The organism is Pseudoalteromonas sp. 3D05 (genome assembly GCF_002723455.1).
Classification (GTDB): Bacteria; Pseudomonadota; Gammaproteobacteria; order Enterobacterales; family Alteromonadaceae; genus Pseudoalteromonas.
The window spans coordinates 1-18,853 of the sequence record NZ_PDUS01000008.1 but is presented as its reverse complement, the minus strand read 5'-3'; the positions used below and the strand labels follow the sequence as shown (position 1 = coordinate 18,853).

Genomic DNA, 18,853 nt, shown 5'->3' with positions numbered 1-18,853 from the left:
GTAAGTAAGTTGTGCATCGATTAATTTACCCGGTAATAAGTCTAAAAAAATTCAGCTTTATCTTGTTTACAAGGGAGGGTCTGAACTGTTGCCTACATGGGTAATGGCCGTGAGCAGGACGCGCAAGCTTTGCTCGGTTTTGACTTAGCCCACTAGGTTACAAACCTCGCGCCACGATTAAATCTCCCCTAGTTTGAACGAATTTTAATCCGCAAAGGTCAACAAACCCCAGCTCTGATTCATGAATTGTTACAAAAGCAGGTGAACTTAAGAAGGTGGCGTTAGTCCATATCATAAATTAAAACGAGGTATAAACAGTGAAGTCATTATACAAATTATGGAAAAACAACCGCTCTCTCATCGTATTTATTTGTCTAATGAGTGTGTTTAGAAGTGCGGTTGCTGACTGGTACGAAGTACCAACAGGGTCAATGAAACCTACAATTGTTGAAGGCGATCGTATTTTTACAGATAAAATGGCTTATGACCTTAAACTTCCTTTTACTAAGGTATCGCTACTCAAAATTTCGAAGCCTAAAAGAGGGGATATTATTGTTTTTGATTCTGTCCCAGCAAATAATCGCTTGATTAAACGGGTTGTGGGTATTCCTGGTGATACCATTGAATTTAATAACAATGTTCTGACAATCAATGGGCAAACTTTAGATTACACTCAACTTGATGAAACAATCGTGAGTGTTGATCACAATGAAGACTTACTTGGTGTTAAACACCAAATTAGGATCGCTAAGCATACATCTGTACAACAATCATTTGCTGCTATTGTGGTTCCTGATGGCTACTACCTTGCGATGGGTGATAACCGGGATAACAGTGCTGATTCCCGTGTCATAGGGCTTGTTCCACATAGAGAAATACTGGGCAAAGCGACCCGAGTTATTCTTTCGTTAGATTATGATGACTATTACTTACCTAGGAAAAATAGATACTTAACCAAGTTATTATAATGAGTGCTCGGCCCACCTGCTGAATTTGTAATGCAACCATGCTATCCATCGACATAGACCATGAACGATGGATACGCGCTTTAATGATGATCAAGGGGCCTATGCAAGCTGGCTTTGGTTTATTTTTTTTCCAATACTTCTATTTCTTTTAAAATTTGCTCAGCTTCATGAGTGAGCATTGAGTAACTTTTAATATCGCCATTTCGCTGTGCATGCATAGCTTGTTCGAGCTTTGCGCTGTAGTCTTTATTTAACTTCTTTAGTGGATCTTTTTTGAAAAGCGAGAACATGCTGATTCCTTATGTGGCGAAAAGTGTGAGTTGGTATACAAAATTTATATGATTATTATCTGTTTGTACGTTTGGTAAATATAATTCGATTAGTTTTCATTAAATGTAATTGCGTACTAGAGTCTGTTGATCTTTATGGGTTAGGGTTTGTTCAAACTTGGGGCGGTTTAACCTCGGCGCGAGGTTTGTAACCTAGTGGGCTCGATGACTGCTCCTGCGTTATTTTGCAGTCTTCAATCTATGTGAAAATAACTCAACCGAGCAAAGCTTTCGCGTCCTGCTTATACCTGTTCCCACCATCCGTGTAGGTAACAAAGAGTAAACCGTCCCTAGACATAAAAAAACCGCTGACTTCAGCGGTTTTTGTTATCGATTAAGGCTAAATTACATAACACGCATGCCTGGCTCTGAGCCATCGTCTGGGTTAAGAATATAGATTTCTTTACCACCTGGGCCTGCTGCTAGCACCATACCTTCTGACATACCAAAACGCATTTTACGTGGCTTAAGGTTGGCTACCATGACAGTGAGTTTGCCTTCAATGTCTTCAGGTGCATACGCTGACTTAATACCCGCGAATACTTGGCGTGTTTCGCCACCTAAGTCGAGTGTTAGTTTTAGTAGTTTATCAGCGCCTTTAACGTGTTCTGCTTTGGCAATTTTAGCTATGCGCAGGTCTACCTTTGCAAAGTCATCGAATTCGATTTCATCGGCAATCGGCTCTTTTGCTAGTGGGCTATTTGGATCAATAGTGACTTTTGACTCTAAGCTTTCTTTTGATTCTTCAACCATTTTATTTACTTTGTCCATTTCTACACGTTGCATCAGTGGCTTGAATTTATTGATAGGGTGGTTTACTAGTGCATTTTGAACACCGTCCCACGTAAGGTCATCATTTAAAAACGCTGTTACGTTCTCAGCCATTTCTGGTAACACAGGTTTTAGGTAAGTAATTAATACGCGGAACAAATTAAGGCCAAGCGAGCACACTTCATGCGCTTCTTGCTGTTTTGTTTCGTCTTTAATTAATACCCAAGGAGCTGCGCCATCAATAAATTGGTTTGCTTTATCGGCAAGGGCCATAATTTCACGAATTGCGCGGCTATATTCACGGTTTTCATAATTGGCAGTAATGCTCGGTGCGGCTGCTTGGAACTCAGCTAAAAGTTCAGGCTGCATAATCGTGCTGCTTAACTTGCCATCGAACTTTTTAGTAATAAAGCCAGCGCAACGGCTTGCAATGTTTACTACTTTACCTACTAGGTCTGAATTTACACGTTGGGCAAAATCTTCAAGGTTTAAATCAAGATCAATAATGCCGCTGTTTAACTTAGCCGCGTAGTAATAACGAAGATATTCAGGGTTTAGGTTATCTAAGTACGTACGCGCTTTAATAAACGTACCTTTAGATTTAGACATTTTCTCGCCGTTTACCGTTACAAAACCGTGGGCAAATACATTGGTTGGCTTTCTAAAGTTGGCACCCTCAAGCATTGCTGGCCAAAATAGGCTGTGGAAATAGATGATATCTTTACCAATGAAATGATAAAGCTCAGCATCAGAGCCTTCAGCCCAAAACGCATCAAAATCAATGCCTTTTTTATCACATAGGTTTTTAAAGCTGGCCATGTAGCCGATCGGTGCGTCTAGCCATACATAAAAGTATTTACCTGGTGCGTTTGGTATTTCAAAACCAAAATAAGGGGCATCGCGGCTAATATCCCATTGTTGTAAGCCATCAGTAAACCATTCATCTAGCTTGTTAGCCATTTCTTGTTGAATAGTGCCTGAGTGTAGCCATTCTTTTAACATGCCTTCAAACGCTGGTAAGTCAAAAAAGTAATGCTCTGAGTCTTTTAATACCGGCTCTGCACCAGACATCACTGAGCGTGGGTTAATTAGCTCTGTTGGGCTATACGTTGCGCCACATGCATCACAGCTATCACCATTTTGGTCTTCTGATTTACAGGTAGGGCACGTACCTGTAACGAAGCGGTCTGGTAAGAAAATACCTTTTTCAGGATCGAACAGCTGGGAAATAGTGTGCTTTTTTATGTGTCCAGCCGCATTTAAGCGGTTGTAAATTAATTCGCTGAACTCTTTATTTTCTTGGCTGTGGGTACTGTGGTAGTTATCAAATTTGATATTGAAATCAGCAAAGTCACGTTGACGCTCAATACTGACGTTTTTTACCATTTCTTCAGGCGTGATCCCTTGCTTTTGCGCATTGAGCATAATTGGCGTGCCGTGAGCATCATCGGCGCAAACGTAATATGTTTCGTGGCCCTGTAGTTTTTGAAAACGTGACCAAATATCAGTTTGAATGTATTCCAATAAATGACCTAGATGAGTTGGGCCATTGGCATAAGGTAATGCGCTGGTAATAAGGATCTTTCGCTGTGCCATAATCATTCCGAATTGACGGTTCCGGTAAAGGAACGGATGAAAATCATAATTTTATCAGCAAACCGGTAGCAAAGTAGTGACTGGTTGGCTGATTTTCATTAATTGACTGGTGTTAATGCCGTGAATGTTACATAATTCCGAGGCAATTTTCATCAAAGAAACGCTATTTTATTGCTATGTTTGGACTGTCGAAATTATTCTCTTCTAAATCGGTGCAAAAACAACCGATAATTGCCGCTTTAGCCGCTTATCGAAGTGCTGCATTTGCAGTTGGTATTGATGAGCTTTTTATCAAAAGTATTCAATCTAACGATGATAAATCTCTATTAATTGAGCTTACTCTTCCTTTTGCTGCATGCTCAGAAATGCCTGCTGTGGCTAAGTTTGTTAGTGAACAAATTAATAAGGTTGTCGACATTCATGCCTCAGTACAACTTCCCGCTGATTATAAATTTAAAAAAATAAAACACATTGTTTTAATTGCATCCGGTAAAGGTGGAGTTGGTAAATCGACAACTGCGGTTAATTTAGCGGGCGCTTTAAAACAAGAGGGTGCAAAAGTAGGTATATTAGATGCGGATATTTATGGTCCATCAATTCCTATGCTACTAGGCCTTGTAGGGGCTAAACCCACGGCTAAAGATGACAAACAACTATACCCATTTGATGCAAATGGTTTAAAAGCACAGTCTATTGGGTTTTTAGTACCTAGTGATGATGCCACTGTGTGGCGTGGGCCGATGGCGTCTGGTGCATTAACGCAGTTGTTAAATGAAACCATTTGGGGTGAGCTTGATTACTTAATTGTTGATATGCCTCCAGGTACCGGTGACATCCAATTAACTATGAGCCAAAAAGTACCTTCAAGCGGCACGGTTATCGTTACTACTCCACAGGATTTAGCACTGGCTGATGCGCAAAAAGGCATTGCTATGTTTAACAAGGTAAATGTGCCTGTGCTAGGTCTAATTGAGAATATGAGCCACTTTATTTGCACACATTGTGGTGAACCTAATCACGTATTTGGCAAAGACGGGGCCATTAAGCTCGCACAGCGTCATGGTGTGCCTGTACTTTCACACATTCCACTGGCGATAGATATTCGAGAATATTCAGAACAAGGCAAGTTAATAGCCAATGATACCGAGGCAGCCATCAGCATTACCTATGCCAGTGCAGCGCGTTTAATTGCAAGCCAACTTTATTATCAACAACCCCATCATAATCCATTAGAGATTGTGATTACGGACGATTAAAAAATGAGATTATCAGATACCCATATTAAAGAATATATTGCTCAGCAACGCATTGTAATAGAGCCAAGCCCAAGCGATGAGATGATTTCTGGCGTAACAGTTGACTTGCGCTTAGGAAATAAATTTCGTGTTTTTCAGGATCACACCGCAGCCTACGTTGATTTAAGTGGCCCTAAAGATCAGCTTAATAAGGCAATGGAATCAATAATGAGTGACGAAATTGTGCTAGACCAAGAGCAAGCATTTTTTTTACACCCAGGTGAGCTTGCTTTGGCTATCACTCACGAAAAAGTAACGTTACCATCGGATGTAGTGGGGTGGCTTGATGGGCGTTCATCACTAGCACGTTTAGGGCTGATGGTTCATGTTACCGCACACCGCATAGACCCAGGTTGGTCGGGTAATATTGTGTTAGAGTTTTATAATTCGGGGAAATTGCCGCTTGCTCTTCGTCCAATGATGAAAATTGGTGCGATGAGTTTTGAGACGATGTCAGGGCCAGCAGCAAATCCTTATAATATACGTAAAGATGCTAAGTATAAAGATCAAAATAGCGCTGTAGCAAGCCGTATTAGTGATGATAAAAACGAATAACAGCAATATTCAAAAGTAAATCGCAAAAGACCTTTATCGAGGTCTTTTTTGTTTTTGCTTTACTGAATTTAGCTATTTATTGGCATTTATAAATATACCTTCCATACTTTAAATACGTTGATTTGTTTTATACGTTCACGTAAGTGGAGTTCAAGTGGGAACTATTGGTCCTTTATTCCGTGCTTTATTGTTTACACTGCTTTTTTGTAGTGTTGAACTTTCTGCTGAATCAAATAAAGCAATTGTCCTTCCCGTATCAGAATCTCAAAGTTTACCGGCGATGCTTTACAAAGAAGCATTAAAAGAAAAAAATTTAACAGAAATTCCTTCATTTACATTAGAGAGGGGGCGCGGGTATTGGTTACTCTTTGATGTAAACTCAACGGCACAATCCGAAAATCACATTCTTTATATTAAAAATGCGCTCGTTGATGAGATTAAGTTTGAGTTACTAGATAGTGACTTTGAAACTATACAATTAAAAAAACATGAACATGGTGCATATTTCGATTCAATCATCCCACATTTAAGTATCAAAGCTAACTCAGGCATTGCTTGGGCGGCTGTCTATTTAAGTAATAACGCCACCGTTACAATTGAGCCAACGCTGATACCTGAAGATGAGTTCTATAGTAGCGTTGAAGAACATGTGATTAAGATAGCTGTTATCTCGGTGATTTTAGCCATTGGGCTTGCAATTAGTGCCGCATTTTACTTCTTATCTCGGCAAGTGAAATTTGTTTCTTTAATGGGCTACCTGATGTGCATGTTGGTGGGTTTTTTATCTAGGAAAGGCGTATTTTTATTATTTGGTGATCCACTTATTAGCCAATACTCAAATAGATTAAGCGCTTGGTTTAATTTATTAGCTATCTCGTTTGCATGCTTGTTTTTTATGCAGTCACGATATGAAAATAAACAGGTAGTAATTGCTAAAACGCCACTTACATCTGTGCTGTTTATTCTTTGTAGTACCACGCTCGCAGCGAGTATATTGATTAATACTCTTTCGGTGTATTTTTTTGTGGTTGGCTATACGGTTTTAGTAATGCTGGTTGGGTATTTATTTTTGCAATGCAAAGAAATCAAGGCAAATTTTACGCATCTATCTATGGTTGCTTGGTGCAGCTTACTAATGCAATCTCTAGTTTTATTAAGTACGGTATTTACAGCACGGAGTTTGCACATTTTAAATGATGGATTGCTTGTGTTTAATACAGGTGTTTTCTTGGCTACATTGCTAATACAAGATAGATTAAGGGTATTGCAATACAACGAAAGTTTAACTCATGATGATGAAACGGGCTTACCTAATAAACAAAAGCTACTTGATTGTTTACAGCATAAAGTAACTGATTCTGAAGCGCATTCACTTGTTTTGTTTCGTCCTGTCGTTTTGTTGGATGCCCGTGCAAATTTTGGCTATGAGTATGCTAATGTTCAAATTAAACGCACTATGGCAAATCTAGCTCAGCAATTAAGCTCTATGAATTCATTAAAAATAGAAGCTAATGAGCTGAAATGTCATTATATTTCACGCCTTGATGATAGTACCTACGCTTATGTTGTTAATGGTCAACTTGAATTAAGCCAAATTGAGCAGTTTGTATGCGTTACAACCGCTGTGTTTACTGAAGGGATAAGCCACAACAGCAGCCAGCTGGTCAATGGTGTTGATATCGGCGTTGCTAATTACCCAGTTCATGCCTCAAATGCATCACAATTAATTCAACGCAGCTTACAAGCTTTGAGTACTAAAGCGCTGCATGGTGAGCGTTGGCATATGTTTGATGCTGAAAACTCAAACCTAGCACAATACCGTCTTGAAGTTGCATCTTATTTACAAGAAGCAATTGAGCATAATCAGCTTAGTTTATTTTTCCAACCACAAATCTGTTTAGATACGGGGCATATTCACGGTGCAGAGGCTCTTTTACGCTGGCACCATCCGATTTTAGGGCAAGTGCCACCTGACGAGTTTATACCAATAGCGGAGTCTACGGGGATCATATTTGAACTTACAGAGTGGGTAGTTGAACAATCATTACTGTATCAAAAAGAAATTACAGCAATTTATCCCGAGCACATAATTTCAATTAATATTTCTGCAAAAGATTTATTACGAAAAGAATTACCCGTTCTATTTTTAACCTTGCTAAATGAGTATCAGCTCAAGGCATCAAATGTGATGTTGGAACTAACAGAATCAGCCACATTGAGTGATGGGGTTAATATTAAAACAGCTTTAAATGACTATCGGTTGATTGGACTTAAGATTGCCATTGATGATTTTGGTACAGGTTATTCATCATTAGCTTATTTGAGCAAAATGGGGTTTGACGAAATTAAAATCGATAAACAATTTGTAATGAACTTAGAGTACTCAAAAAACGATCGCACAATTTGTCGTGCAACGTGTGATATAGCAAAAAGCTTAGGGTCTTTTGTTATAGGAGAAGGGATTGAAGACATACAGAGCTTACAAATATTGAAGAGTTATGGTTGCGAAATTGGTCAAGGTTATTATTTTTCAAGGCCACTAGGGTTTAAAGATTATTTAAATTGGTTAGAGCATAACTTGCAAACTACGATAGATACTGATGTTTATCACATGAACTAATTTAGGCGTATATACTGAGGCTACTCAAGATGCAGAATTGAGCGTTTCATAAGCACTTACTCTCATCATTGTTACTTCTTAAGACGATGTAAACTGCGTTAAACACTATTAGTTGCAATCAATGCCTTGCCTTAATCGGTTATAATTGCAAAAGCGCTCGCGACTTGAGATGGCTTGGGTATATGTAATTTAATTAGATAAAAGCACACCTAAATTATGGAAATAGTACTCAAGCGCACCTCGACTACTCTGAATATGCTCATCATCAGGATAGACGAGTGTTGAGTGTTGTAAATCAGAGACTAAAAATGTGTTTTTAATGTGTTCGTGCTTGGCTATACAGGCCTCAAAACATCGTGCAGCTAGTTCTTCTGGCATGCTCATGTAAAATTGATCATGTTGTTTATCTGCCAACATTGATTGCGCAACATAATAGTTAGCATGCTGCCCATCACTTTTTAAAAACACACTTTTATAAAAACTATCTAATGCAAGATTGAGAGGGTGATTGGTATTAATCGAATGCTCAAGCCATAATTTCGAAGCAAAAAAATAAGCGCTATGGCGTGGGAATAAGTGCCTTGAGATATGATGATCAAAGGCGTGAAACCATTCGTGTGCTAGCGCTCCGCCGCCAGCATTTTTTGCCAGAGCAAGTGTTTGAGTCGCGCTGTTGTAGTGAGCTTGCACATGTTGTTGGCCTCCATGTCCAAAAGCAAAGTTTAATTTTCCTCTAAGCCCCAGTGCAATGGGAGGGAGTTGCAGTATTTGGGCAAGATCAGCCAATGCATCATAAATCAAATTAGCGCCTATGAAGCGTTCTTCTTTAGTCACCCATTTCCCTACCGTCATTGTTCTAAAACCAAATGTTTCCTTTATATCTGTAAAATCAACTTGATCATCAAAGCGGTAATTAGGGCCTTGTCGGTAGAAACCTCGCTTTAATCGATTGGTGTAGGTCATGAGTTGTTATATCGCGCTTTCACATGAGCAGGCATAAACTGTGTTTGTTTATGATTTAAAGCATCCAATACGGTGTATAGCGGGGTGGGATCTTGCTGTTCAACTAACATAAGGCTATAGGCAACGGCCTCAAGTGTAGACAAACTGTCAACTCTTGGTGCTTTACGTATATGGTAGCGATTAGTCGGAATAGAGTTAAAGCTTACACTCACAAAATCATTTAATTTAGGAGTAAGTTGCATTATTTTAAACGCTTTTTTCCAGGTGCCATCAAGAACAATTAAATGAGTTAACTGTGTTTTAAGCTCATTGACTTTTTCATCTTTGGTATCTAATAAAATAGCATGTTCATTTGGGTACAGTAATGCGGTAGTTTTAGTCGGCAAGTCAGTTAAAAATTGAAAATCTTCTTGTGATTCACCATGCATTACAGTGCATTGACTGAGGCATAAGTTAAGTAATTTAGCTGTATTTTTTGTAACTTTAACTTCACTAGGGTGCTGCAAAATAATTATTTTCAGCTTATTGTTGACTGCCACTAAGTCATTACACAGACAAGTAAGCGGACTAAACTGACAATTAGGGCATAATGCACGAGACATATAATAATCTATTCTGTTTACAATGGATTTTAAAGCAATACTATTATACGCTTAATATAACTATTAAGTGGATTTTTTTCTTAAGAAAGTAAAAGTAAAAGTATCTATACCCAAACCAACAAGAAAACTGGGATTACCAAAAAGGATATAAAATGAACGATGTTGTTATTGATGAAAGTGCGCTAGAGAGTATGGAGTCTTTATTAGGAGAACAGTTTAGCGATACTTTAACATTTTGTTGTGCTGAGTTTGAACGTTTAGCCAGTGAGTTCTTTTCTGCATTTGGTAATGACTTAGAAGCATCTATTCGTCACGCACACAGTTTAAAATCAAATGCATCGCAGTTTGGTGCGACAAGCCTGTCAGAAGTAGCAAGAGAAATTGAACATAGCTTAAATAATAATGAGCATGACAAGGCCGAAGCCGCTTCACGACTGCTTAATGAACAAGTGTCTAAGACTCAACTAGAATTAACTGCTTGGTTGGCTGCAAGGTAATTTAAAGCTAACTAGTACGTGAATATATTTCAGTATTAAGGTTATGAAATACTCTAGTATTTTAACCCTTTACTAGGTTAATCTATCTTTTCACTAGTAGAGGTAGCAATGTCAGATATTAAAAAGAGTCACAAATTAGAGGGTGTCTGTTATGACATCCGAGGGCCTGTCTTAGTACAAGCCAAAAAAATGGAAGATGAAGGGCAAAAAGTTCTAAAATTAAATATTGGTAACCCTGCAGCATTTGGTTTTGATATGCCTGAAGATATGCACCGGGATATTATTCGAAATTTATATTCTGCCCAAGGCTATTGTGACTCAAAAGGCCTCTACTCAGCCCGAGTGGCAATATATCAACATTATCAACAACGTGGCTTGAGTAACCTAGATGTTGATAGCATCTACATTGGTAATGGGGTCAGTGAGCTTATTCAAATGACCACGCAAGCGCTGTTAAATAATGACGATGAAGTGCTAATTCCAGCTCCAGACTATCCACTGTGGACTGCATCAGTTAAGCTAGCGGGTGGTAATCCAGTTCACTATCTGTGTGACGAAGAACAAGATTGGTTTCCTGATATAGCTGATATACGCAGTAAAATAACGTCTAAAACGAAGGCGTTAGTGCTTATAAATCCAAATAATCCTACCGGTGCCGTTTACAGCGATGATTTGTTGCAGCAACTTATCGATATTGCAAGAGAGCATAAGTTACTGCTGCTGAGTGACGAGATTTATGAAAAAATCTTGTACGATGATGTGTCTCATAGCTCTATAGGTGCGTTGTGTGATGACGTTCCGATCATCACGTTTAATGGTTTAGCAAAAACGTATCGTGCTGCTGGGCTACGCATGGGCTGGATGGTTTTAAGTGGCCGAACAGATTTGCTTGATGATCTACAAAAAGGACTCGATATTTTAGCGTCAATGCGCTTGTGTGCTAATGTACCAGCGCAATATGCTATTCAGCAGGCATTGGGTGGGGTGCAATCAATAGATAACCTAATAAATCCAGGTGGTCGTTTATACGAGCAGCGCGATATTGCGTGGCGCGGGTTAAATGCGATTGATGGTATCTCTTGCTCTAAACCAAAAGGTGCTTTATACGCATTCGCAAAAGTGGATACCGAGCGGTTTAATATTAAAAGTGATGAAAAAATGATTTTGGACTTGCTCAAAGCAGAAAAAATACTGCTTGTGCATGGCAGGGCATTTAATTGGCCAAACCCAGATCATTTTAGATTGGTTTTTTTGCCAAATAAAGACGATCTAACGACTGCAATGTCTAAAATGCAGCGGTTTTTTAATCATTACAGACAAATCTAATCGTGCATCTTTAAAAGCTGAGAGATGAATTTTAATTCATCTCAGCTATGTTTAAGCTTTTAGTAAGCTTTATCTACTCTTACAGAATTATCAGATAGGTATACTAGCCGTACTCGATCGCCTCTAGCAAATAACATGCGATTATCTTTATCTTGCACTACCATGAACTGCTTACCGCTTTCGACTTTTACCATCATCTCAACTAATTCATATTGGGTATAATAGCTACGTTTTTGTTGGTTGTGAGCAATGTTACCACCAATAACCGAACCCAAAATTGTCGCAGCAGTTCGCCCACTACCACCACCAAATTGATTACCAATGACTCCTCCTAATAAGGCTCCGCCAAAGGTTTTCCAGCCATTGGTTTGATCTTTAACCAGCTCTCGCTCAGTGATAGTGCGAACGGATTGTACTTTACCAAATAATACTTGTTGTACTGGCACTGCTTTGTTACGTTCATATGCACTTACAGCTTGGTTCGGTATTAACAGTAAGGCAAATAATAAGAAAATAAATTGCTTCATGTTATGCTCCCAGGCTGTTACCAGCCAAAGGTTGATTTTTCACGCGTTTTACGGATTTCGGTTTCATCAGCCCATTCCACAAGGCCACTTTTTAAATCCATTAACCGCATGGTAAATTTATAATATACATCGGCTTTATCAGCATTTGATTTAACAATACTTGATAGATTGCCATATAACATATATTGCGCTCCCACTTGCTGGCCAAAGGCTACTGCTGTAGCAGGGTTTACCAAAGCGTCTTCATTTTGGAATGTAAGTTGCTCACGGGCGGCTTCTACACGACTCATATCAACAAAGCGAAACTTACCACTGCGTAATAGCTGAGTCGAAATTGAGTCAGTGATAGATTCGGTATCAATATGCTCACTGGTTTTATTTTTAATACGCTCCACGAAAACGATAGGGCGAGTATTGGCGGTCATAGTCCCAATCACAGGAGAACTAAGTAGAGAGTCGGTCATTTGACTCGCTACTTTTTGAAGATCGGTAGAACCAAAATTGATATCTGTTGTTTCTACTGCTTGTGCGTCTCCATAGCTTACAACTGCTTTATTGGCGCAGCCGCTTAAAACTAGAGCACTCAGACCAACCAGAGCAAGCCCTGTGAGTTTGGTGAATGAAGTCGTTCTATTTAATGTATTCATTTATATTCCTTAATCTTCAAATTCTTGAGCTTTTGTTGAAACTTCTCTAACTGCTAATGAAAACGTGACTGCATCTGATGTAGGTGCAAGAGCGGGTAATTGAACATTAGCAAACCCAAACAAAGTAAGGGCTTGCCAAGGAGAATGGTTTCCTTTAATTACAAACCCATCTTTGTCAAACCATGTGAATTGGTATTGCAAATATTGTGATTTTTTATATTTGCTAGAAAGCGTAACAACAATATCTGTAAGTTGGTTAGTTTGACGTGTCTTAACATCAGTTATGGCAAGTTTTTTTCCTAACTTAGGGTTATTGACCTTTAACTGTTGCTGGTAGTTGGCGTGTTGTTCGACAGAAATACCCGATGTAACAGGCCTGTTAGAACAGGCTGCGAGTAAACATACCGATAATAGAGGTATCAAAATTTTCATAGCAGCTCCTAAAGTTGCACTACATGAGAGTTAAAGTAGTTATTAATTGAGGTTAAATAGATCAAAGTTAACCCCTGCTTACTAACTGTAAAATTTACACTTGGTTGGTTGCTTCCAATTTCTAGTGTGTGTTCACCCGGTGAGATATTTCGCCTTGCAATGCTTATTTGATTAGGTAAGGTAGACCAACTTCGGGTATCTGCTTGCTCTGACGCTAAGTTATAGATATTTGCTAAAATATTTCCTACGTCACCACCGCTTCGAGCTAGTTCAGCTCGTACCTTCTCTTTGGCAACCAATCTAAGAACTTGTCGTGTCATTCTTGCAGGGGCTTGTGATTCTAGCGTTTTTGCAGCTAGCGCCTCAATACGCACAAGCGGTTCGATAGGCATCGATTCGTCAGCTATATTTAGGTGGCTTATTGTCGGAATATACGCAGCACCTTTATATACTGGTACAGCTAAGCTATAAAATCGAGCATCACCTCTAGAGGTGTATACTGGCAATTGCAAAACAAACTCATCTTTTTTCGGCACAAGTCCTTGCTCTATAAATACTATAACTTCGCCTGTTTCTTTTGGCTGCTCAATTTTTCCAAATCGCTTTACGTACTTTGCAAAGTCCTGCTCAAATCCTTGTTTTTTAGCTAAGCGCATAACATCTTTTTGCAAGTAAACATTATTTGGGTTTATTTCTAAGGCTTTTTTATAGTCAATGTAAGCATCATCAAACTGATTGTTACTTTGATAGAGCAATGCGGATAAGTAAAATGTATACGCATTTTGGTAACCGTTTTTTACATTTTGTGTGATTTCAGACATGTTCGGGTAATGTTTTTGCGCTTCTTTAATTGCGGAGTCAATGTCTTGTTCATTGTCATTTAATGCATCTAGCTGCACTTTGTTCGCGCGGCGTACTTCAACTAAAGCACTCTCTAGATCATTTTGATAAAGATAGTTAAGTGCTTTATAACTGTGCAGCATACTCATTTCATAAGGGGCAGGTATGTACGAAATAACAGAATCATTTGTTAGTAATGCATTGCTTTGTTCTAGGGAGCTTGACACTTTTATCTTTGCCGCTTGACGAACTTTTTGCATTCGTAAGTAAATCGTTTCGTAGTTAGTTTGCGCATGTGTATTTTGATTATTTAAGTCGTTAAGGCGTGCATTTTCTAACTGGTTTAATAAATAATTGCTATGAGATAGGCCATTATTAGGCATAAGCTGTTGTGCTTGGTTAACGTTATTTGCTTTTATTGCCTGGCGCACAGGCGTAACTTGTGTTGCGTAATCTGTAAATAAGTCAGTAAGACCTATTGTACTGCACCCACTTAATAGACTCAGTAATAAAGTTAAACATAATACTACACTGCGACGCACTTGTTGCTCCTCAATCAATTAACTACACATTAGCATAAACTCATTAACCTACGATGATAAACAATGTAAAAAATCGTACAAACGAGGATTATGAAATTTATATTTGTATATAGGGGTCTTATTAAAACTGTGAGGGTTTTTAGTGTATTCTAAAAATACAGTTATAGTAATTTGTCGTCACGATTTTTGAGCCAACACTTTTATTATAGGAAATAAATTGAAAGTAACGTTCTACACACTCTTTGCACTGGTTGCATTTGCTGCTAATTCTTTACTGTGCCGTTTAGCACTTGCCAATGGACATATAGATGCGTGGAATTTTACTGGCTTACGTTTGCTAAGTGGTGCAATGTGCTTAGGTATTATTTTATTTATTACGACTAATAAAAAAGTTACCCCAAATAAAGGGGCGCATGACGAACGAGGGAGCTGGCGTAGTAGTTTAAGTTTGGTCATTTATGCGCTTTGTTTTTCAATTGCATATATCGAGCTTGATACAGGGACTGGTGCACTAATCCTATTCTCTGCTGTGCAGCTGACAATGATCAGTTGGGGGGTATTTTCAAAAGAGCGGCTGTCAAACGTGCAATGGTTGGCATTTCTTGTTGCTTTAGCTGGTTTTGTATATTTAATGATGCCTTCGGCAAAAACACCATCTTTGATACCGGGTTTATTAATGATGGTTAGTGGTATTGCGTGGGGAGTATATAGTATTCGCGGTAAAGCATGCAGAGCGCCACTTAAAGCGACGGCTTATAACTTTGTAAGAAGCCTATTTATTGTTCCCTTGATTCTTCTTATTGGCTTTAGTGCATTATCAAGCAGCAGTTGGGAGGGAGTTCTATTGGCAGTACTCTCTGGTAGTGTTGCATCAGGACTGGGTTACAGTCTGTGGTATGTTGCGTTACCATTATTAAAAAGCAGTCAAGCCGCTGTTGTTCAATTGTTAGTGCCAATTATTGCTGCTGTTGCTGGTGTCGTCTTTTTAAATGAAAATGTTACATTGCATTTTATAATTGCAAGCGCCCTAATTCTTGGCGCTGTACTGGTTTTTTTGAAGGCTAAATCGGTACCGGCGCAACATTAGTCACATAGCGACTAAATAGACTCGGTAAATGTTCTACTATAGCGTCTTTACCCAATAAATCGCTGCAGCTTATTTTGTTTTTAATCGCCTCTAAGGTAACTTGATCACACATAACTTGTGATTGCTTAATGTGGCTAATGTGCCAAGGCTCTGGAGATACTCCACCTAGATCATGTTGATAAGGACGATAAAAACCGTATTTAGTTAAGTTATTATCAAGCCACGTTGTCAGTCGAGCAAATGGACCTGTGTGGCAGTACTCGTCTGGGCTTAGTTGGAGTTCGTAATCTGCTGCTATAGCGGCTTCATCATATATGTCGAGGTCAGTTCCTAAGTGATGGCGACTGGCACCAGGCAGGGCACTGTAAAGTAAAATGGCGTGGCATTTATCAATGTCGGTTAATGTCGATAAATCAACTGCGACCTGTTGCTTATTATAAACAGGCCGTTGTCCAGAAAATTTCGCATTCCAAATAGCGCTTTGCCTATTAAAGTCTCTAAAGCTTGATGCAATTGCCAACGAGAGCCCTGCTTTTTCAGCGGCCTGTTGTAATGATTTAAAATCATCAGCAATTTGTGCATGCACACGATGAGGACCAATATTAACGAGGTGATCATCACTGCATCCAGTTGCACATGCAGCTAACTGTGAGGGAGTAAGAGGCATTTTTATCATGTTAGGAGCTGCTCTAAAATTTGCTCGTAAACCTCACTTAATTCAATAAGGTCATCGGTACTGACACACTCATTTACTTTATGAATAGTCTCATTGCGCGGGCCAAGCTCTATTACTTTAGCGCCTGTTTGAGCAATAAAACGTCCATCTGATGTGCCACCTGATGTTTCAAGCACAGTATCGCGGCCTGTGACGTTTTTAATTGCAGCTGTGGTGGCTTCAATTAAAGGGCCACCTTCAGTGATAAAGGGTTGTCCATTCACAATCCACTTTAACTCGTAATCAAAATCGTGTTGTTGCAGTATTGTATTTACTTGCTTTTGTAACTGTTGATGTGTGACTTCGGTACTAAAACGAAAATTAAACTGAATTTCAAGCTCACCTGGAATCACATTACCGGCACCTGTTCCACCGTTAATATTTGAGACTTGAAAGCTAGTTGCAGGGAAGAACTCGTTACCCGTATCCCATTGCGTTTGGCTCAATTGCGACAGTGCAGGGGCGGCTAGGTGAATTGGGTTCTTAGCCAAGTGCGGGTAGGCAACGTGACCTTGTATTCCTTTTACTGTTAAAAAGCCGGTTAATGAACCGCGGCGTCCATTTTTAACTACATCGCCAAGTGCATCTCTAGATGAGGGCTCGCCCACAAGACACATATCAATCTTCTCGTTGCGTTCTTCTAATGTATCAATAACTCGAGTTGTGCCATTAATGAATGGGCCTTCTTCGTCAGATGTTATAAGAAAAGAGATAGAGCCTTTATGATCAGGATGCTTTGTAACAAAACGCTCAGTTGCAACAATCATAGCGGCTAAAGAGCCTTTCATATCTGCAGCACCGCGACCGTGCAACATACCCTCTTCAATCAGGCCTGAAAACGGAGGATGTTGCCAGTTTTCTTCTGGACCAGTTGGCACGACATCAGTATGACCTGCAAAACAAAAATGTGGGGAAGTAGTGCCTTTTCGAGCCCAAGTATTCAGCGTGTCTGTAAAAAACATTGATTCGATGTTAAAGCCGATGGCTTCGAGGCGTTTATTCATCATTGCCTGACAATTAGCATCCTCAGGGGTGACTGAACGACGTTGTATTAATGCTTGTGCTAATTCAATAACAGGGTTCTTCATGCTGCAAAAATCTCATCATATTGTTGGGCTTTAAAGCCTAAATAATAAGAGCCTGCATGTATTAGCACAGGGCGTTTGATCATTGCAGGGTGCTCTACTAATAAATCAAGTGCTTTATCTTTATCGAGTGTTTGCTTTTGTTCATCAGATAGTTGACGATAAGTCGTGCCTCGTTTATTGAGAAGGTCTTGCCAGTCAATGTGTTCTGAAAATGTGGTAACCATTTCTTTCGAAATGCCGTCTTTACGATAATCATGAAATGAAAATTCGATATTCTTATCAGTTAAATATTTTTTAGCTTTTTTAATTGTGTCGCAATTGCTAATGCCGTAAAGGGTCGTCATATTATTTCTTCTTGGTTAGCGTTAATAAAGTGTCTATCCCCGCGCTAACGTGGGACAAAGAGTAATGTATGGGCGTTAGTTGGTGCCCATTTAATAAAGTAAGGGTTGCTAATAACGGCGTGTTGAGATTGCGTAAATCAAAATAGGCAAGCCGTTGTCCTTTAACAATTTTACTTCCATTTAACTGGGCTATGTGCGTATGTAGCATATCGACTTGTTGATCAATATGTAAGTTAATCAGTATTTTTAAGCCGTTTTTTGCTTGCAGTATAAACTCAGTACCTGCATTTTTTACTTGAATTAAAATACCATCGAAAGGTGCTAACACTTTGTGACTCGTTAATTCTACGATGATGCCAGGACCCAATGTGCCGAATTTGAAAAAGGGTTCAGGATGATCACTCAGTGGTCTCACTTTACCTGTAAATGGGCTGGTAATGTGTAAACAAGCGCGATCAGTTTGTGCTTGAGGTGAAAAGGAAATATCAATATGTTTCATTATTAGGTAGGCTCTTCGAGCACAGTGTATCCATCTTTTTTCAATGTTTTAATAGCGTCGCTGATACGCTGCTTTTTGACTAATATATAATCAGTGTCGTAGGTAGATAATGCAAAAATTGAAATGCTGGCATTCGCTAATACCCCCGATATGTTTGCCATAATACCGGTGAGTGAAAAACCTAAGGGGCCGACAACTTCCAAAGCGAGCCAATTATGTTCTGCATCCAAACTATTGATAATAAAACTACTTGGGCAAACAATAGACAATTCATCATGGGTTTTAGAGATGAAAAAAATTTTTTCTTTAAACAAATCGCTTGGAATAGGGCTATCAACATCAAGGCTATGTATAGTAAATACGGTACTATGGAGTTGTAATGTTTGCTTTGACATTATAGACCCTTATTAAATTTGAACTTTCTTTACTGAATAGTATAGCTAAAAAGCATTGAATAAAAGTGTAATCTTGTCCACAGTTTCTGTGGATAACAATGGGGTTAGTTAGGTATAACCTCTGTAAGTTGTTAAATTATCAGTTTTTGTACCCAAGCCACCTTAATATGAAGAATTCAGCGTTTCACAGGGGGCTTAATATCAAGGCGTTATTT

General features: G+C 39.1%; 20 protein-coding genes. 7 read left to right on the top strand and 13 right to left on the bottom strand.

Annotated elements, in window-relative coordinates; translation table 11 throughout:
• Positions 1-317: 317 nt before the first annotated feature.
• The gene (gene lepB, locus CSC79_RS09900; RefSeq protein ID WP_099295654.1) at positions 318-968 is read left to right on the top strand and encodes a signal peptidase I; all 651 of its coding nucleotides are present in this window, start codon (positions 318-320) and stop codon (positions 966-968) included.
• A gap of 119 nt (positions 969-1,087) precedes the next feature.
• On the opposite strand, the gene CSC79_RS19990 is transcribed toward lepB, so the two are convergent.
• Together CSC79_RS19990 and metG are read right to left on the bottom strand one after the other, a co-directional pair.
• A complete protein-coding gene (locus CSC79_RS19990; protein ID WP_135475185.1) occupies positions 1,088-1,258 on the bottom strand; it encodes a DUF6435 family protein in 171 nt (56 codons plus the stop codon).
• 384 nt (positions 1,259-1,642) lie between these two features.
• Positions 1,643-3,664 (bottom strand): methionine--tRNA ligase, encoded by a 2,022-nt coding sequence (gene metG / locus CSC79_RS09895; protein ID WP_099295653.1) that lies wholly within the window; start codon positions 3,662-3,664, stop codon positions 1,643-1,645.
• 176 nt (positions 3,665-3,840) lie between these two features.
• Here metG and apbC point away from each other — a divergent pair, with 176 nt between their 5' ends.
• The 3 genes from apbC to CSC79_RS09880 all read left to right on the top strand — a co-directional run bounded on the left by apbC (position 3,841) and on the right by CSC79_RS09880 (position 8,134).
• Positions 3,841-4,920, top strand: a complete 1,080-nt coding sequence (gene apbC / locus CSC79_RS09890; RefSeq protein WP_099295652.1) for an iron-sulfur cluster carrier protein ApbC — start codon at positions 3,841-3,843, stop codon at positions 4,918-4,920.
• A gap of 3 nt (positions 4,921-4,923) precedes the next feature.
• A complete protein-coding gene (dcd, locus tag CSC79_RS09885) occupies positions 4,924-5,514 on the top strand; it encodes a dCTP deaminase (protein ID WP_099295651.1) in 591 nt (196 codons plus the stop codon).
• A 154-nt stretch (positions 5,515-5,668) separates the two neighbouring features.
• Positions 5,669-8,134, top strand: coding sequence for an EAL domain-containing protein (locus tag CSC79_RS09880; RefSeq protein ID WP_099295650.1), 2,466 nt, complete (start codon positions 5,669-5,671; stop codon positions 8,132-8,134).
• Positions 8,135-8,323: 189 nt separating this feature from the next.
• Here CSC79_RS09880 and CSC79_RS09875 read toward each other — a convergent pair whose 3' ends face one another.
• Positions 8,324-9,097 (bottom strand): CLCA_X family protein, encoded by a 774-nt coding sequence (locus CSC79_RS09875; protein ID WP_099295649.1) that lies wholly within the window; start codon positions 9,095-9,097, stop codon positions 8,324-8,326.
• The gene (locus CSC79_RS09870) at positions 9,094-9,699 is read right to left on the bottom strand and encodes a tRNA-uridine aminocarboxypropyltransferase (RefSeq protein WP_099295648.1); all 606 of its coding nucleotides are present in this window, start codon (positions 9,697-9,699) and stop codon (positions 9,094-9,096) included. The genes CSC79_RS09875 and CSC79_RS09870 overlap by 4 nt, the downstream gene beginning before the upstream one ends.
• A 152-nt stretch (positions 9,700-9,851) precedes the next feature.
• On the opposite strand from CSC79_RS09870, the gene CSC79_RS09865 reads away from it, so the two are divergent.
• Positions 9,852-10,196 carry an Hpt domain-containing protein gene (locus tag CSC79_RS09865; protein WP_099295647.1) on the top strand — a complete coding sequence of 115 codons (345 nt, stop codon included), beginning with the start codon at positions 9,852-9,854 and terminating at the stop codon, positions 10,194-10,196.
• 108 nt (positions 10,197-10,304) lie between these two features.
• Positions 10,305-11,522, top strand: a complete 1,218-nt coding sequence (locus CSC79_RS09860) for a pyridoxal phosphate-dependent aminotransferase (RefSeq protein ID WP_099295646.1) — start codon at positions 10,305-10,307, stop codon at positions 11,520-11,522.
• A 59-nt stretch (positions 11,523-11,581) separates the two neighbouring features.
• On the opposite strand, the gene CSC79_RS09855 is transcribed toward CSC79_RS09860, so the two are convergent.
• From CSC79_RS09855 to CSC79_RS09840, 4 genes are read right to left on the bottom strand one after another with little or no spacing between them, the layout of a single operon-like run.
• Positions 11,582-12,049 (bottom strand): glycine zipper 2TM domain-containing protein, encoded by a 468-nt coding sequence (locus CSC79_RS09855; RefSeq protein WP_099295645.1) that lies wholly within the window; start codon positions 12,047-12,049, stop codon positions 11,582-11,584.
• A gap of 17 nt (positions 12,050-12,066) precedes the next feature.
• Positions 12,067-12,696, bottom strand: a complete 630-nt coding sequence (gene lpoB / locus CSC79_RS09850) for a penicillin-binding protein activator LpoB (RefSeq protein WP_099295644.1) — start codon at positions 12,694-12,696, stop codon at positions 12,067-12,069.
• A gap of 9 nt (positions 12,697-12,705) precedes the next feature.
• Complete coding sequence (locus tag CSC79_RS09845) at positions 12,706-13,128, bottom strand: YcfL family protein (RefSeq protein WP_099295643.1); 423 nt, start codon at positions 13,126-13,128, stop codon at positions 12,706-12,708.
• A gap of 8 nt (positions 13,129-13,136) precedes the next feature.
• Positions 13,137-14,510, bottom strand: coding sequence for a hypothetical protein (locus tag CSC79_RS09840; protein ID WP_099295642.1), 1,374 nt, complete (start codon positions 14,508-14,510; stop codon positions 13,137-13,139).
• Positions 14,511-14,727: 217 nt separating this feature from the next.
• Between CSC79_RS09840 and CSC79_RS09835 the strand changes: the two genes are divergently transcribed.
• Positions 14,728-15,597, top strand: a complete 870-nt coding sequence (locus CSC79_RS09835; protein ID WP_099295641.1) for a DMT family transporter — start codon at positions 14,728-14,730, stop codon at positions 15,595-15,597.
• On the opposite strand, the gene CSC79_RS09830 is transcribed toward CSC79_RS09835, so the two are convergent.
• From CSC79_RS09830 to CSC79_RS09810, 5 genes are read right to left on the bottom strand one after another with little or no spacing between them, the layout of a single operon-like run.
• On the bottom strand, positions 15,572-16,264 hold the full coding sequence (locus CSC79_RS09830) for a M15 family metallopeptidase (protein ID WP_099295780.1): 693 nt from the start codon (positions 16,262-16,264) through the stop codon (positions 15,572-15,574). The genes CSC79_RS09835 and CSC79_RS09830 overlap by 26 nt on opposite strands.
• A 5-nt stretch (positions 16,265-16,269) precedes the next feature.
• The gene (gene dapE, locus CSC79_RS09825; protein WP_099295640.1) at positions 16,270-17,400 is read right to left on the bottom strand and encodes a succinyl-diaminopimelate desuccinylase; all 1,131 of its coding nucleotides are present in this window, start codon (positions 17,398-17,400) and stop codon (positions 16,270-16,272) included.
• Positions 17,397-17,744 (bottom strand): ArsC family reductase, encoded by a 348-nt coding sequence (locus CSC79_RS09820; protein WP_099295639.1) that lies wholly within the window; start codon positions 17,742-17,744, stop codon positions 17,397-17,399. Before CSC79_RS09820 ends, dapE begins: the two co-directional genes overlap by 4 nt.
• A 1-nt stretch (position 17,745) precedes the next feature.
• Positions 17,746-18,243, bottom strand: coding sequence for a PTS glucose transporter subunit IIA (locus CSC79_RS09815; protein ID WP_099295638.1), 498 nt, complete (start codon positions 18,241-18,243; stop codon positions 17,746-17,748).
• Positions 18,244-18,245: 2 nt separating this feature from the next.
• The gene (locus tag CSC79_RS09810) at positions 18,246-18,638 is read right to left on the bottom strand and encodes an ACT domain-containing protein (RefSeq protein ID WP_099295637.1); all 393 of its coding nucleotides are present in this window, start codon (positions 18,636-18,638) and stop codon (positions 18,246-18,248) included.
• Positions 18,639-18,853: the final 215 nt, after the last annotated feature.

Bases quoted from the DNA above. Each gene is read 5' to 3' on its own strand.
- CSC79_RS19990 (WP_135475185.1), bottom strand. From the start codon at position 1,258: ATGTTCTCGCTTTTCAAAAAAGATCCACTAAAGAAGTTAAATAAAGAC.
- metG (WP_099295653.1), bottom strand. From the start codon at position 3,664: ATGGCACAGCGAAAGATCCTTATTACCAGCGCATTACCTTATGCCAAT.
- apbC (WP_099295652.1), top strand. From the start codon at position 3,841: ATGTTTGGACTGTCGAAATTATTCTCTTCTAAATCGGTGCAAAAACAA.
- dcd (WP_099295651.1), top strand. From the start codon at position 4,924: ATGAGATTATCAGATACCCATATTAAAGAATATATTGCTCAGCAACGC.
- CSC79_RS09875 (WP_099295649.1), bottom strand. From the start codon at position 9,097: ATGACCTACACCAATCGATTAAAGCGAGGTTTCTACCGACAAGGCCCT.
- CSC79_RS09870 (WP_099295648.1), bottom strand. From the start codon at position 9,699: ATGTCTCGTGCATTATGCCCTAATTGTCAGTTTAGTCCGCTTACTTGT.
- CSC79_RS09865 (WP_099295647.1), top strand. From the start codon at position 9,852: ATGAACGATGTTGTTATTGATGAAAGTGCGCTAGAGAGTATGGAGTCT.
- CSC79_RS09860 (WP_099295646.1), top strand. From the start codon at position 10,305: ATGTCAGATATTAAAAAGAGTCACAAATTAGAGGGTGTCTGTTATGAC.
- CSC79_RS09855 (WP_099295645.1), bottom strand. From the start codon at position 12,049: ATGAAGCAATTTATTTTCTTATTATTTGCCTTACTGTTAATACCGAAC.
- lpoB (WP_099295644.1), bottom strand. From the start codon at position 12,696: ATGAATACATTAAATAGAACGACTTCATTCACCAAACTCACAGGGCTT.
- CSC79_RS09845 (WP_099295643.1), bottom strand. From the start codon at position 13,128: ATGAAAATTTTGATACCTCTATTATCGGTATGTTTACTCGCAGCCTGT.
- CSC79_RS09830 (WP_099295780.1), bottom strand. From the start codon at position 16,264: ATGCCTCTTACTCCCTCACAGTTAGCTGCATGTGCAACTGGATGCAGT.
- dapE (WP_099295640.1), bottom strand. From the start codon at position 17,400: ATGAAGAACCCTGTTATTGAATTAGCACAAGCATTAATACAACGTCGT.
- CSC79_RS09820 (WP_099295639.1), bottom strand. From the start codon at position 17,744: ATGACGACCCTTTACGGCATTAGCAATTGCGACACAATTAAAAAAGCT.
- CSC79_RS09815 (WP_099295638.1), bottom strand. From the start codon at position 18,243: ATGAAACATATTGATATTTCCTTTTCACCTCAAGCACAAACTGATCGC.
- CSC79_RS09810 (WP_099295637.1), bottom strand. From the start codon at position 18,638: ATGTCAAAGCAAACATTACAACTCCATAGTACCGTATTTACTATACAT.